Below are 13,811 nucleotides of genomic sequence, written 5' to 3'. Positions count from 1 at the left end.
GGGGATACCAGGACCTCGAACAAAGGAAACGCTCCGCGTCAGGTGACGCGGAGCGTTTCTTTGTTCGGCTGCTGATTGTCAGGCGACCTTGACGACCCCGAGTTCGTTGGTGCCGGTGAGCAGTCGGTGATACGGCATCACCCGAACCGTGTAGCCGACGGGACCGGTCATCGGTAGTTGAACCGACACCTCGAAGATCGCTTCGCCACCGGGTTCGGCATGCTCGGTGACGAGGGACATCGTGGGCGTGGCCACCTGTGTCAGGTTCTCGGCCTCGTCGACGCGCCCGATGACGGCCTGGACCACCACCTGGTCGGCGCGCAGGCCGGCCAGATCCACGTGGGCGGTCAACGTCATCGTCGAACCGAGCAGAGGTGTGTCGTCGAGACCTGCGCTGTCCACGTCGAGGATCTTCACCGACGGCCAGGACCGATCGACCTGGGCCCGGAACGCGGCCAGATCCTTGGCGCCCTCGAAATTGTTCGCCGTGGTGGCGTGTCCCGAAAGGGCTGCAGGCGCGTACAACTTCTCGGTGTAGTCGCGGACCATTCGCGACGCCAGCACCTGCGGCCCGAGTGTGTGCAGCGTGTGCCGCACCATCTCGACCCAGCGAGCCGGAACACCGTCGGTGCCGGCGTCATAGAACTTCGGAACCACCACGTTCTCCAGCAACTCGTACAGCGCAGCGGCTTCGAGGTCGTCGCGGCGTTCGTCGTCGGTCACCCCGTCCGCAGTGGGTATCGCCCAGCCGTTGGCGTGGTCGGACATCTCGTCCCACCAGCCGTCCATGATCGACAGGTTGAGGCCGCCGTTGAGCGCGGATTTCATGCCCGACGTCCCGCATGCTTCCATCGGCCGCAGCGGATTGTTCAGCCACACATCGCATCCGCCGTACAGATACCGCGCCATCGCCATGTCGTAGTCGGGCAGGAACACGATCCGGTGCCGGACGTCGTTGGCGTCGGCGAAGCGGACGATCTGCTGGATCAATGCCTTGCCGCCGTCGTCGGCGGGGTGAGCCTTACCTGCCACGACCAGCTGTACCGGACGATCTTTGTCGAGCAGGAGTGCTTTGAGCCGGTCGGTGTCACGCAGCATCAGGGTCAGCCGCTTGTAGGTCGCGGCCCGCCTGGCGAACCCGATGGTCAACACTCGCGACGAGAAAACACCTGCAGTCCAACCCAATTCGGCGGCAGAATAGCCCCGTTCGAGTCCGGAACGACGCAGGCGTCGCCGGACTTCGGCGACCAGTTCGGTCCGCAGGGTGTTGCGGGTTGCCCAGAGTTCGGTCGACGCCACGTTCTTCATCGCGGCGAGTGTCGCGGACTCGTCGGGCACACCTTCGCCACCGTCGGCGGCGAGTTCGGTCCACCGAGGTGAGCACCAGGTCGGGGCGTGCACACCATTGGTGACCGAACCGATCGGCACCTGCGAGGCATCGAACCCCGGCCACAAGGCCCCGAACATCTCCCGGCTGACCGCGCCGTGGAGTTTCGAGACACCGTTGGTCCGTTGCCCCAGGCGCAAGCCCATGTGAGCCATGTTGAAGACACCCGGGTCACTTTCACTGCCCAGCTCCAGGATCCGCGACAGCTCCAGACCGGGTAGGAGCGTGGACTGCCCGTGATCGTCCCCGAAATACCGGCGAACCATGTCGACGGGAAAACGGTCGATTCCGGCAGGCACCGGGGTGTGGGTGGTGAAGACAGTCGATGCCCGCACCGCGGAGAGCGCCGAATCGAAGTCGAGGCCCGCTCCGCTGGGCGATACCAGTTCCCGAATGCGCTCGGCGCCCATGAATCCGGCGTGACCCTCGTTCATGTGGAAGACGTCGGGGTCGGCCCGTCCCTGGATCCGCGTGTATTCGCGAACGGCGCGCACGCCTCCCACACCGGCCAGGATCTCCTGTTTGATCCGGTGCTCCTGGTCGCCGCCGTACAGTCGGTCGGTCACAGCACGAAGGTCCGTGTCGTTGTCGGGTATGTCGGAGTCGAGCAACAGCAACGGGATTCGGCCGACGTCGGCAATCCACAGACGAGCCCGTAAGACACGGTTGTCGGGCATCGGCACACGAATCGTCACCGGGTTGCCGTCCTGGTCATTGACGGTGCGGACCGGCAGACCCTGTGGATCGAGGTTCGGGTACCGCTCGGTCTGCCAGCCGTCGGCGGTCAGCGACTGCCGGAAGTAGCCGGATCGATAGAGCAACCCGACACCGATCAACGGCAGCCCGAGATCCGACGCCGCCTTGAGGTGGTCGCCGGCCAGGATCCCCAACCCGCCGGAGTAGATCGGCAGGACCTCCGACACGCCGAACTCCATCGAGAAGTAGGCGATACCGGTCGGGAAACGGTTTCCAGAGGCGACCTGCTCCTGGAACCATCGCGGCTCAGCCAGGTACTCGTCGAGGTCGGCCGAGAGCGCACCCAGTCGGGCGAGGAAGTCGCTGTCGTCGGCCAGTTCGGTCAACCGGTCCGGCCCGATGTCGCCGAGAAGTCGCAGCGGATCTCGAACTGCGGACCACAGGTCAGGATCCATGGAGGAAAAGAGTTCCTGGGTGGCCGGATGCCACGACCAACGGAGATTGGTCGACAGTTTCGCCAGGGGCAGAAGGGACGGTGGCAGGTGAGCGCGGACGGTGAAGCGGCGCAGTGCTTTCACTGCGCAAACCCTACCCATCCGTACGCTCGTCCGCGACCGGAAGATAACGCACCGCTACGCTCAACCTCATGCAGCGCATAATCGGAACCGAAGTCGAATATGGAATCTCGGCTCCGAACGATCCAGGTGCCAACCCGATCATGACCTCGACGCAGGCCGTGCTCGCGTACGCGGCCGCGGCCGGAGTCCCACGCGCAAAGCGCACCCGATGGGACTACGAGCCCGAATCACCACTACGCGACGCCCGCGGATTCGACCTCGGACGCGGGTCCGGACCGGCCCCGATCATCGATGCCGACGAGGTCGGCGCCGCCAACATGATCCTGACCAACGGTGCCCGCCTCTACGTTGATCACGCCCATCCCGAGTATTCGGCGCCCGAGGTGACAGATCCGCTCGACGCGGTCATCTGGGACAAGGCAGGCGAACGGGTCATGGAGGCCGCCGCCCGGCATGTGGCCAGCGTGCCCGGTGCCCCGAAGCTGCAGTTGTACAAGAACAACATCGACGGCAAGGGCGCGTCGTACGGGACGCACGAGAACTACCTGATGGCCCGGTCGACCCCGTTCAACGCGGTGATCACCGGACTCACCCCATTTTTCGCCTCCCGGCAGGTCTTCACCGGCTCAGGACGAGTCGGCATCGGGCAGTCCGGCGACGAATCGGGCTTCCAGCTGAGCCAGCGTGCCGACTACATCGAGGTCGAGGTCGGCCTGGAAACCACCCTCAAGCGCGGCATCATCAACACCCGCGACGAGCCGCATGCCGATCCTGAGCGGTACCGCCGGTTGCACGTGATCATCGGTGACGCCAACCTCGCCGAGACCGCGACCTACCTGAAGGTCGGCACGACCTCGCTCGTGCTCGACCTCATCGAGGCCGGTATCGAACTGCGTGATCTCGAACTGGCCAGGCCCGTTCACGCCGTGCACGTCATCAGCCACGACCCGACCCTGCAGGCGACCGTTGCCCTTTCCGACGGCCGCGAGATGACCGCCCTTGCGCTCCAACGGATTTACCACGAGCGCGTCAGTGCGTTCCACGACGCGCATCACAGCGACGACGCCCGCGCCAAGGACGTCATCGACACCTGGGCCGACGTGCTGGACAAACTCGAGCGTGACCCGATGGAGTGTGCGGACCTGCTCGATTGGCCCGCCAAACTCCGACTGCTCGAGGGCTTCCGTCAGCGCGAGAACCTGTCCTGGTCTGCGCCGCGGTTACACCTCGTCGACCTGCAGTACTCGGATGTGCGCCTGGACAAGGGTCTCTACAACCGTCTGGTCGCCCGGGGATCGATGAAGCGGCTGACCACCGAGCAACAGGTGATGGACGCGATCGGTAGTCCGCCCGAGAACACGCGTGCTTATTTCCGGGGTGAGTGTCTGCGTCGCTTCGGGGCCGACATCGCAGCCGCGAGTTGGGATTCGGTCATCTTTGATCTCGGTGGGGAGTCGCTGGTGCGGATTCCCACGCTCGAACCACTACGTGGTAGCCGGGCGCACGTTGGTGAACTGCTCGATTCGGTCGACTCCGCAGCCGAATTGGTCAACCAGCTCACCACCTAGGAACGACTCGGCCGGCAGCGAAATCGCCGCCTCCACACGTGCATATCCGTGGCCAGATCACTTTCGCCCGGTAGGGTGATAGAACGTACGGTCCCCGCGGGGCCGTGGTCTGAAGGAGGCAGCGATGGCGCAGGAACAAACCAAGCGCACGGGCGGTAATGACGACGACGGCGCCGGTGCAGATTCGGGTGCAGGTCAGGAACGCCGCGAGAAGCTGGCCGACGACACCGATGATCTGCTCGACGAGATCGATGACGTGTTGGAAGAGAACGCAGAGGACTTCGTCCGCGCCTATGTACAGAAGGGCGGCCAGTGACCGATCGGATCCGGTCCCTCGGCCAGGACATCTCCTCTTTTTCCGACTATCTGCGTAACAACGCACCAGATCTGTTGCCCAGGAACAGGGTTTCTCCGGATATGGCTGCAAACATCCCACACGGCACCACCATCGTCGCCGTGGCCTATCCCGGCGGCGTCGTCCTGGCGGGTGATCGCCGTGCCACATCCGGCAATCTGATCGCCAGCCGCGACATGCGCAAGGTGTTCATCACCGATGAGTATTCGGCTGCCGGCATCGCCGGTACGGCGGGCGTGGCCATCGAGATGATCCGCCTGTTCGCCGTCGAACTCGAGCACTACGAGAAGATCGAGGGCGTTTCCCTCACCCTCGACGGCAAGGTGAATCGACTCGCGTCGATGGTCCGGTCGAATCTCCAGGCCGCGATGGCCGGTCTGGCGGCGATTCCGCTGCTCGTCGGTTTCGACCCCGACGGTATCGATCCGCAGCGTCCTGGCCGGATCTTCTCGTTCGACGTCGCTGGCGACCGCCACGAGGAGCATGGTGGCTACCAGGCCATCGGCTCGGGTTCGGTGTTCGCCAAGTCGGCCATCAAGAAGCTCTACCGCAGCGATCTCACCGCTGACGAGGCATTGTCGGTCGCCATCGAGTCCCTGTACGACGCTGCCGACGACGACTCTGCCACCGGTGGCCCCGACATGGTCCGTGGTCTCTATCCGACTGCCGTGACCGTCACAGCCGATGGTGCCGCGGAGGTTTCCGCGCCCACGATCGAGCAATCGGCCCGCGGCGTGATCAGCCGGCGTTCGGCGGATTACCGCGGAACCGACGATGAGGCCACCAACCGCGACATGAAGAAGGGCGGTGACGCATGACCTTCCCGTATTACGCCAGTGCCGAACAGATCATGCGCGATCGTTCGGAGTTGGCCCGCAAGGGCATTGCCCGCGGTCGCAGCGTCGTCGCACTGACCTACGCCGACGGCGTTCTGTTCGTGGCGGAGAACCCGTCGAACACGTTGCGCAAGGTCAGTGAAATTTATGACCGCATCGGATTTGCGGCGGTCGGCAAGTACAACGAGTTCGAAAGCCTCCGCAAGGCCGGTATCCAGCACGCCGACATGCGTGGCTACAACTACGACCGCGCCGACGTCAGCGGATTGTCGCTGGCCAACGCGTACGCCAGCACGCTCGGTGCGGTGTTCACCGAACAACCGAAGCCCTATGAGGTCGAGTTGTGTGTGGCCGAGGTCAGTCGTCCGGGCAAGCCCGGGCCGTCGCAGCTGTACCGGATCACCTACGACGGGTCGATCGTCGATGAGACCCGCTTTCTCGTCATGGGCGGTGCCACCGAGTCGATCACGGCATCGATGAAGGATTCGTACGATTCCGAGGCAGATCTGAAGTCGGCGTTGGCGTCGGCGATAACGGCCCTGGAAACACCACCGGCAACCAACGGATCGTCGTCGAGCAGTACCTCGACGCCCGAACCCCGCACACTGCAGCCGAGCGACCTCGAAGTGGCCATCCTCGACCACGGTCGCCCGCGCCGCGCGTTCCGGCGTCTGACGGGATCGACCCTGGTCGACCTCCTTCCGGCCCGCGAAACCGACAACTGAAACAGTTTTCTCTGGTCCCACGGCAGTAGGGTTGTAAACGTGCAGCGACGAATCATGGGTATCGAAACCGAGTTCGGTGTCACGTGTACTTTTCACGGACATCGGCGGCTCAGTCCCGACGAGGTTGCGCGGTATTTGTTCCGCCGGGTGGTGTCGTGGGGACGGTCGTCCAATGTGTTCTTGCAGAACGGGGCGCGTCTGTACCTCGACGTGGGTTCGCACCCCGAGTACGCCACTGCCGAATGTGACAACCTGCAACAGCTGATCGAGCACGACCGGGCCGGTGAGCTGGTCCTCGAAGATCTGTTGATCGATGCCGAGCGGCGACTGGCCGACGAGGGTATCGGCGGCGACATCTATCTGTTCAAGAACAACACCGACTCGGCAGGCAATTCGTATGGCTGCCACGAGAACTATCTGGTGGTCCGGGCGGGGGAGTTCTCACGAATCTCCGACGTCCTGCTCCCGTTCCTCGTCACCCGGCAATTGATCTGTGGTGCCGGCAAGGTGCTGCAGACACCGAAGGCCGCCACGTTCTGTCTGTCCCAGCGGGCCGAGCACATCTGGGAAGGTGTGTCGTCGGCGACCACTCGAAGTCGCCCGATCATCAACACTCGCGACGAACCCCACGCCGACGCGGAGAAGTACCGGCGCCTGCATGTGATCGTTGGCGATTCGAACATGGCCGAGACCAGCACGATGCTCAAGGTCGGATCGGCTGCCCTGGTGCTGGAGATGATCGAGGCCGGAGTCGCGTTCCGTGACCTGGCCCTCGACAACCCGATCCGGGCCATCCGCGAGGTCTCGCACGATCTGACCGGCAGTCGTCCGGTCCGGCTTGCCGGTGGACGCACGGCCAGCGCGCTCGACATCCAGCGCGAATACCACTCCCGCGCGGTCGAGCACCTGAAGACCCGTGAGCCGAATCAGCAGATGACACAGGTGGTCGATCTCTGGGGTCGGATGCTCGACGCCGTCGAACAGCAGGATTTCGCGAAGGTCGACACGGAAGTCGACTGGGTGATCAAGCGCAAGTTGTTCCAGCGCTACCAGGACCGGTACTCGATGGACCTGTCCGATCCCAAGATCTCGCAACTCGATCTCGCGTATCACGACATCAAGCGTGGTCGTGGTGTGTTCGACCTGCTGCAGCGTAAGGGGCTGGCCGCACGGGTCACCACGGACGAAGCGATCCAGGCAGCGGTGGACACGCCGCCCCAGACGACTCGGGCCAAGCTCCGCGGAGACTTCATCGCCGCCGCGCAGAAGGCGGGCCGCGACTTCACCGTCGACTGGGTGCACCTCAAGCTGAACGACCAGGCCCAACGCACAGTGCTCTGCAAGGATCCGTTCCGCAACGTCGATGAGCGCGTCGAACGCCTGATCGCCTCTATGTGAAAGCCAGTGTCCTAGTCTGGTCCGGTGGCGACCAACAAGGTTGAACGGCTGATGAACCTGGTGATCTGCTTGCTGTCCACCAGTCAGTATCTTTCCGCCGACCAAATCCGCAGTAGCGTGATCGGATATCAGGATTCGAAGTCCGATGAGGCCTTCAACCGGATGTTCGAGCGCGACAAGAACGAGCTCCGCGACCTCGGCATTCCGGTGGAAACAGGTCGGTCCTCGGGGTTCTCGGCCGTCGATGGGTACCGGATCAACCGGTCCGAGTACGAGCTTCCCGACATCTCGCTCGATCCCGACGAAGCCGCCGCGGTGGCCCTTGCCGCAGCGCTGTGGGAATCGCCGGAGCTTGCGGCGTCAAGTCACAGCGCGCTGATGAAGTTGCGGGCGGCAGGCGTCGAGATGGATCCGGGGTCAGCGTTTGACGAGAACTCCACGGCACTTCATTCGAGTGCCCCGCAAGGCATCGGATCGCCCGCGGTCCTCGGTGCATTGCTGTCCGCGCTCGACGAGAACAGGCCGGTCCGCTTCGAGCACCGGCCCGGCCCGACGTCACCGCATGTGACACGGACCGTCGAACCGTGGGGCGTGGTCACCCATCTCGGGCGGTGGTATCTCGTCGGACATGATCGCGACCGTGGACAGACCCGTACCTATCGGCTCACCCGCATCCTTTCGGTGACCCCCTTCGGCAAGGCCGGTGAACTGACCCGTCCGAGCAACATCGATCTTCGACAGGTCGTCGCGGATGCCGTCGACCGATCCGGACCTGCCGTCACCGCCCGGGTGTGGGTCGCCGAGCACCGGGCCGCCGGTTTGCGCCGCATAGCGACGTCGGCTCAGCCGGGGGAACACGATGGTCGCGCAGGCAGCATCCTGAGTATCGCGATGAGGTCGACCGATGGACTCACCCGCCAGGTGCTCGGCGCCGGGACCGATGCGTTTGTGCTCGATCCGCCGGAATTGCGTGACAACGTGATCGACGAACTCAAGTTCCTCAGCGAGGCGGCCCGATGAGTGCTGGTACCGATCGACTCAACCGCATGCTGGCCATGGTTCCGTACTTCCTGGCCCATCCCGGCGTCAACGCGGCAAAGGCCGCGGTCGACCTGGGAACCACCCCCAAGCAGGTCCTCGAGGATCTCCAGCAGCTGTGGATGTGTGGCCTACCGGGATACACGCCGGGCGACCTGATCGATTTGTCGTTCACACCGGGCAGCGTCGAGGACGGCGTTGCGGTGACGTTCTCCGCCGGCATCGATCGGCCGTTGAAACTGACCGGTTCGGAGGCCGCACCACTACTGGTGGCGCTGCGCTCGTTGATCGATGCGTCCGGGGTCGTGGACCCCGCCGCAGCTCGACGGGCCATCGCGAAGATCGAGAACGCGATGGGATCGCGCCTCGGTGAGGCGGTCACCGAGACGCCGACCGACCTGTCCACCACCGGTGACTCCGACGCAGTGACCGCGGTGCGGGAGGCCGTTCGCGGCCACCGCGCGGTACGGCTGCGCTATTACTCGGCGACGCGGGACGTCGTCGGGGACCGGGTGGTCGATCCGATCCGCATCCAGGCGATCCAAGGCCGTGGGTATCTCGAAGGCTGGTGCCGCAGCAGCGAAGGCATTCGGTTGTTCCGCTTCGACCGGATCGAAGCGGCCACGGTGCTCGATGAGCCGAGTTCGCCGCCGCCCTCCATCAATGGCAGCGCGCTGGCCCTGTTCGACAGCGACTCCGATCTACCCGAGGCAGTCATCGAGATCGATCAGGATGTGGTCTGGGTTCTCGACTATTACCTGATCGAGCCCCTGGACCCCGAAGGTCTGGCCGGCTCGCAGGGGCCGGTGGTTGCCACCATGAGGTACGGGTCGGCCGACTGGCTGACCCGGTTCATCCTCGGCTTCGGCGGCAAGATCAGGGTCCGCAACCCCGAGGTGGCCGACGAGGTCCGCTCGAGAGCAGCCGCCACGCTCGCCATGTACGGCTGACGCTCACCGCAGGCGAGCTGGGAGGTAGCTGTGAGCCCGCTGTTCAACCCGTTAGGGTTGGTCCAAGTCCGGTAGCATTGCGGAGGAACTCAATGGGAGAGGTAACTGCACAATGAATGCATTACAGCCATGGCACATCATTCTTGTGGTGGTCGTGTTCTTGATCCTTTTCGGATCGAAGAAGCTGCCGGACGCCGCGCGCGGTCTGGGTCGTTCGATGCGCATCTTCAAGAGTGAGGTCAAGGAGATGCAGAACGAGAACAACTCCGACAAGCCCGCATCGGCGCAGACTCCCGAGTCGCGGCCGCAGATCACTTCGGGTCTTGACGGAACACCGACGAATTCATCCGAATCCGAACGTCGTTCTGCCTGATCTTCGTCCTCGCCGTTTTGGTGGGTGGGTCACTGATATCTCGGTGACCCGCCTACAACCGACCCCTGAGTAGTCGACCACGTGCGCATACCTATTGACCCTCGGCGCCGTAAGCGCAAGGTGAATCCCGACGGCACCATGTCGTTGGTCGACCACCTCCGTGAGCTGCGAAACCGACTGCTGATCTCCGTCCTTGCGATCGCTCTCACCACAATCCTCGGATTTGTCTGGTACTCGCACGGCTTCCTGGGCCTCTCGTCGCTCGGCGACCTGCTGCGCCAGCCCTACTGCGACCTGCCTGCGTCCTCACGGGCCAATCTCACCGGCGACGACACCTGTCGACTCCTGGCAACAGGCCCGTTCGACCAGTTCATGCTCCGCCTCAAGGTGGCCATGACCGCCGGCATCGTCATGGCTTGTCCCATCTGGTTCTACCAACTGTGGCAGTTCATCACGCCCGGCATGGTCGAGAAGGAACGCAAGTATGCGGTCACCTTCGTCGCCTTCGCCGCCGCGTTGTTCCTGGCCGGAACAGTGCTCGCTTACCTGGTGATGGCCAAGGCCTTCGAGGTCTTGTTGACCATCGGCGACAACGTACAGATCACGGCACTCGCCGGTGACCAGTACTTCAGCTTCCTCATCCATCTGCTGATCATCTTCGGGGTGAGCTTCGAGCTGCCGCTGCTGATCGTCGCGCTGAACATGGTCGGGGTGTTGACCTACGCGCGGTTGAAGTCGTGGCGCCGGGGCCTGATCTTCGGCATGTTCGTTTTCGCTGCTCTGTTCACCCCCGGCTCGGATCCGTTCACCATGCTGGCACTGGCCGGGGCGCTGACTATCTTGCTGGAGATCGCGATCCAGGTCGCTCATCTGCACGATTACCGCAAAGCGAAGCGTGAGGCCCACGAATGGGGCAACGTGAGCGACGACGAAGCCGCTCCGATCGGTTCGGCAGGCCCGGTCGGGCATGTTCCTGATCCGGTGCAACCACCAGAACCGGTGTCGGCGACGTCCCGAGGCAGTGGAGCCGATCTCTACGATGACACTCTCTGATACGCGGACCGAACTCGAGAAGTTCGCCGGGCGCCAGGCATTTGCGCTCGATCCGTTCCAACGTGACGCCTGCGTCGCCCTGGAAGACGGCCACGGCGTTCTCGTCTGCGCACCGACCGGTGCCGGCAAGACCATCGTCGGTGAGTTCGCCGTGCATCTGGCGCTCGCCGGTGGCTCGAAGTGTTTCTACACCACGCCCATCAAGGCACTGAGCAACCAGAAGTTCGCCGATCTGGTTCGCGCGCACGGGGCCGAGTCCATCGGTTTGCTGACCGGCGATTCGTCGATCAACTCCCACGCACCGGTCGTGGTCATGACCACCGAAGTGCTGCGCAACATGATCTACGCGAACTCGCCTGCGCTGCAGAACCTGTCGCATGTGGTGATGGACGAGGTCCACTTTCTTGCCGACCGGTTCCGCGGAGCGGTCTGGGAAGAGGTCATCCTGCATCTCGAACCCTCGGTGCGGGTGGTGAGCCTGTCGGCGACGGTCAGCAACGCCGAGGAGTTCGGATCCTGGATTCAGACGGTGCGCGGCGACACCACCGTGATCGTCGACGAACATCGTCCGATCCCGCTCAATCAGCACATGCTGGTGGGCAATCGATTGTTCGATCTGTTCGACCATCGTGACCCCAAGGCGCCGAACAAGAAGCCCGCGGTCAATCCGGAGCTGACCCGTTACATCCGGCAACGCGAACTTGCCTCGCGGCGAGATGACGATTTCTCCGCCCGCGGTCCACGGGGACGTGGCCAGCGCAGTGATCATCGTCGGAGCGGTGTACGTCCGGTGCCACGACCAGAACTCGTCGCACGACTCGATCGCGATGGCCTGCTTCCCGCGATCAGCTTCATCTTCTCGCGAGCCGGCTGTGAAGGCGCGTTGAGCCAGTGTCTGCGTTCTGGCCTGCGACTGCTCGAGCAGGATCAGGTCGAGCAGGTGAATCTGATCGTCGACAAGTACGTCGCCGAGTTGACCGCTTCGGACCAGGACGTGCTCGGTGTCCACAGCTGGCGCGAGGGCTTGACCCGGGGATTCGCGGCGCACCACGCCGGACTGCTACCCGCTTTCCGGCACGCGGTGGAAGAGCTGTTCGTCAACGGTTTGGTCAAGGTCGTATTCGCCACCGAGACACTGGCTTTGGGTATCAACATGCCGGCCCGTTCCGTGGTGCTGGAACGGTTGATCAAGTACAACGGTGAATCGCACAACGATCTGACGCCAGGGGAGTACACCCAGTTGACGGGCCGGGCCGGTCGTCGCGGGATCGACGTCGAAGGCCATGCCGTCGTTGTCTGGACCGAAGATCTCGACCCCACCCGGGTGGCAGGCCTCGCCGGTGCCCGCACGTTCCCGCTGCGCAGTTCCTTTGCGCCGGAATACAACATGGCTGTCAATCTCATCGGTCGTCTGGGACTGGCCGGTTCACGCAATCTGCTGGACCGCTCGTTTGCGCAGTTCCAAGCCGACCGGTCGGTGGTCGGACAAGCCCGGCAGATCGATACCGCACGCCGCCAGCTTCGCAAGATCGAGGTGGAACTGGAAGCGCGGGCCGAGGGCCGCGGCCTCGACGCCGGGATCGACGGCTTCCTCGGATACACCCGCCTGCGTGAAGAGATCCGGGCTCGAGAACGCTCGCTGAAGTTCGAGAACCGAATGGCTGTGCAGCAGAGCACTGTTGAAGATCTGGCCGCCCTCAAGCGCGGGCAGGTCATCGGCCTTGCCGGTGGTCGCCATCGTGGTCTGGCCGTGGTTCTTGAACCCGCGACCGACATGCGTGACCCAAAACCGTTGGTGCTCTGTGAGGATGCCTGGGCCGGCCGGGTTGGTCCGCGTGATTTCCTCAATCCACCACAGGTGCTCGGTCATATGCGTCTGGCCAAGCAGGTCGATCGTCGTACCGGCCGCGGGCGCCGCGACCTCGCCTCGGCACTGCGCTCCACGGGCATCGACATGCCCCGCGGCAAACAGACCAAGCGCACCCGCGCTGCCGATGACCCGGACCTCAATCGTCTGCGCACCGAGTTGCGTGAGCACCCGGCACATCAGATCCCCGCGCACGACGAATTGTTCCGCCTCGCAGAACGCCGAAACCGGGTGTCGCGGGAGATCGCGGCGCTCGAGGAATCGGTATCGGCCCGCACGTCCACGCTGGCCGTCAACTTCAATCGGGTCGTCGCAGTGCTCACCGAACTCGGCTACCTCGAACAGGTCGAACACAAGTCGAACGGCGACATGACCGTCACGCCTGCCGGTGAGATCTTGAGCCGGGTCTACAGCGAGAGCGACCTGCTCATCTGTGAGTGCATCCGCACCGGTCTGTGGGACCACCTGGGTGCAGCCGAACTCGCGGCTGTTGCCTCGTCGGTGGTGTACCAGTCCCGCCGCGATTCGTACGGCGGAGCGGATCTGGTGACCGGCGTTTCCACGGTCCGAGAAGCCTTGAGCCGCACGCATGCCGCATGGAAAGACCTGGCACGTATCGAGATGAGCCACATGGTCGAACCCACACGCGAACCAGATGCCGGTTTCGCCACGGCCATTCACCTGTGGGCGACGGGCCGCGGACTGACCGAGGTGCTCGCGGCGGCAGGCGAGCAGGGCACATCACTGCCGGCCGGAGACTTCGTTCGTTGGAGCCGGCAGGTCATCGACCTCCTCGAACAGATGCGGGTCGCAGCGGGCCTCGGCGGAACAGATCGCTCGAAACTGGCCCAGTCGGCGGCAGCGGCGATCACGGCGATCCGGCGCGGAGTTGTGGCTGTCGAACTCGGCTGAGCGCCCGCGAGTTCTCGCCGAGCGCCTGCCTGAATGGCCATGGGTTGTGCGGTATGTTCGGGGTTCGGAAGTCCT

At 64.1% G+C, this 13,811-nt stretch carries 11 protein-coding genes; 10 read left to right on the top strand and 1 reads right to left on the bottom strand.

Going from position 1 to position 13,811, the window contains the following annotated elements; translation table 11 throughout:
* Positions 1 to 78 precede the first annotated feature (78 nt).
* Positions 79 to 2,661, bottom strand: a complete 2,583-nt coding sequence (gene glgP, locus AC56PL_RS16635) for an alpha-glucan family phosphorylase (protein WP_497154546.1) — start codon at positions 2,659 to 2,661, stop codon at positions 79 to 81.
* Positions 2,662 to 2,729: 68 nt separating this feature from the next.
* Between glgP and dop the strand changes: the two genes are divergently transcribed.
* The 10 genes from dop (at position 2,730) to AC56PL_RS16585 (ending at position 13,736) form a co-directional block, all read left to right on the top strand.
* Entirely contained in the window at positions 2,730 to 4,229 is a 1,500-nt protein-coding gene (gene dop, locus AC56PL_RS16630; protein ID WP_495516460.1) for a depupylase/deamidase Dop, read from the top strand.
* A gap of 124 nt (positions 4,230 to 4,353) precedes the next feature.
* A complete protein-coding gene (locus tag AC56PL_RS16625) occupies positions 4,354 to 4,545 on the top strand; it encodes a ubiquitin-like protein Pup (protein WP_331885465.1) in 192 nt (63 codons plus the stop codon).
* Complete coding sequence (prcB, locus tag AC56PL_RS16620) at positions 4,542 to 5,402, top strand: proteasome subunit beta (RefSeq protein ID WP_497154545.1); 861 nt, start codon at positions 4,542 to 4,544, stop codon at positions 5,400 to 5,402. Before AC56PL_RS16625 ends, prcB begins: the two co-directional genes overlap by 4 nt.
* On the top strand, positions 5,399 to 6,145 hold the full coding sequence (gene prcA, locus AC56PL_RS16615) for a proteasome subunit alpha (protein WP_497154544.1): 747 nt from the start codon (positions 5,399 to 5,401) through the stop codon (positions 6,143 to 6,145). The genes prcB and prcA overlap by 4 nt, the downstream gene beginning before the upstream one ends.
* Before the next feature lie 39 nt (positions 6,146 to 6,184).
* Positions 6,185 to 7,543 carry a Pup--protein ligase gene (pafA, locus tag AC56PL_RS16610; protein ID WP_495516457.1) on the top strand — a complete coding sequence of 453 codons (1,359 nt, stop codon included), beginning with the start codon at positions 6,185 to 6,187 and terminating at the stop codon, positions 7,541 to 7,543.
* A 24-nt stretch (positions 7,544 to 7,567) separates the two neighbouring features.
* A complete protein-coding gene (locus AC56PL_RS16605; protein WP_497154543.1) occupies positions 7,568 to 8,563 on the top strand; it encodes a helix-turn-helix transcriptional regulator in 996 nt (331 codons plus the stop codon).
* Positions 8,560 to 9,531 (top strand): WYL domain-containing protein, encoded by a 972-nt coding sequence (locus AC56PL_RS16600; protein WP_495516455.1) that lies wholly within the window; start codon positions 8,560 to 8,562, stop codon positions 9,529 to 9,531. The genes AC56PL_RS16605 and AC56PL_RS16600 overlap by 4 nt, the downstream gene beginning before the upstream one ends.
* A gap of 112 nt (positions 9,532 to 9,643) precedes the next feature.
* Positions 9,644 to 9,904 carry a Sec-independent protein translocase subunit TatA gene (gene tatA / locus AC56PL_RS16595; protein WP_482139445.1) on the top strand — a complete coding sequence of 87 codons (261 nt, stop codon included), beginning with the start codon at positions 9,644 to 9,646 and terminating at the stop codon, positions 9,902 to 9,904.
* Between the two features lie 81 nt (positions 9,905 to 9,985).
* Positions 9,986 to 10,957, top strand: coding sequence for a twin-arginine translocase subunit TatC (tatC, locus tag AC56PL_RS16590; RefSeq protein ID WP_497154542.1), 972 nt, complete (start codon positions 9,986 to 9,988; stop codon positions 10,955 to 10,957).
* Positions 10,944 to 13,736, top strand: coding sequence for a DEAD/DEAH box helicase (locus AC56PL_RS16585; protein WP_497154541.1), 2,793 nt, complete (start codon positions 10,944 to 10,946; stop codon positions 13,734 to 13,736). Before tatC ends, AC56PL_RS16585 begins: the two co-directional genes overlap by 14 nt.
* The last annotated feature ends 75 nt before the right edge of the window (positions 13,737 to 13,811 follow it).

This window comes from Williamsia sp. Y721 (assembly GCF_059683565.1).
This window is presented reverse-complemented; position numbering and strand designations above follow the sequence as displayed.

Excerpts from the sequence above, each read along its gene's own strand:
- tatA (WP_482139445.1), top strand. The coding sequence starts at position 9,644 with ATGAATGCATTACAGCCATGGCACATCATTCTTGTGGTGGTCGTGTTC.
- AC56PL_RS16585 (WP_497154541.1), top strand. The coding sequence starts at position 10,944 with ATGACACTCTCTGATACGCGGACCGAACTCGAGAAGTTCGCCGGGCGC.
- AC56PL_RS16600 (WP_495516455.1), top strand. The coding sequence starts at position 8,560 with ATGAGTGCTGGTACCGATCGACTCAACCGCATGCTGGCCATGGTTCCG.
- prcA (WP_497154544.1), top strand. The coding sequence starts at position 5,399 with ATGACCTTCCCGTATTACGCCAGTGCCGAACAGATCATGCGCGATCGT.
- dop (WP_495516460.1), top strand. The coding sequence starts at position 2,730 with ATGCAGCGCATAATCGGAACCGAAGTCGAATATGGAATCTCGGCTCCG.
- AC56PL_RS16625 (WP_331885465.1), top strand. The coding sequence starts at position 4,354 with ATGGCGCAGGAACAAACCAAGCGCACGGGCGGTAATGACGACGACGGC.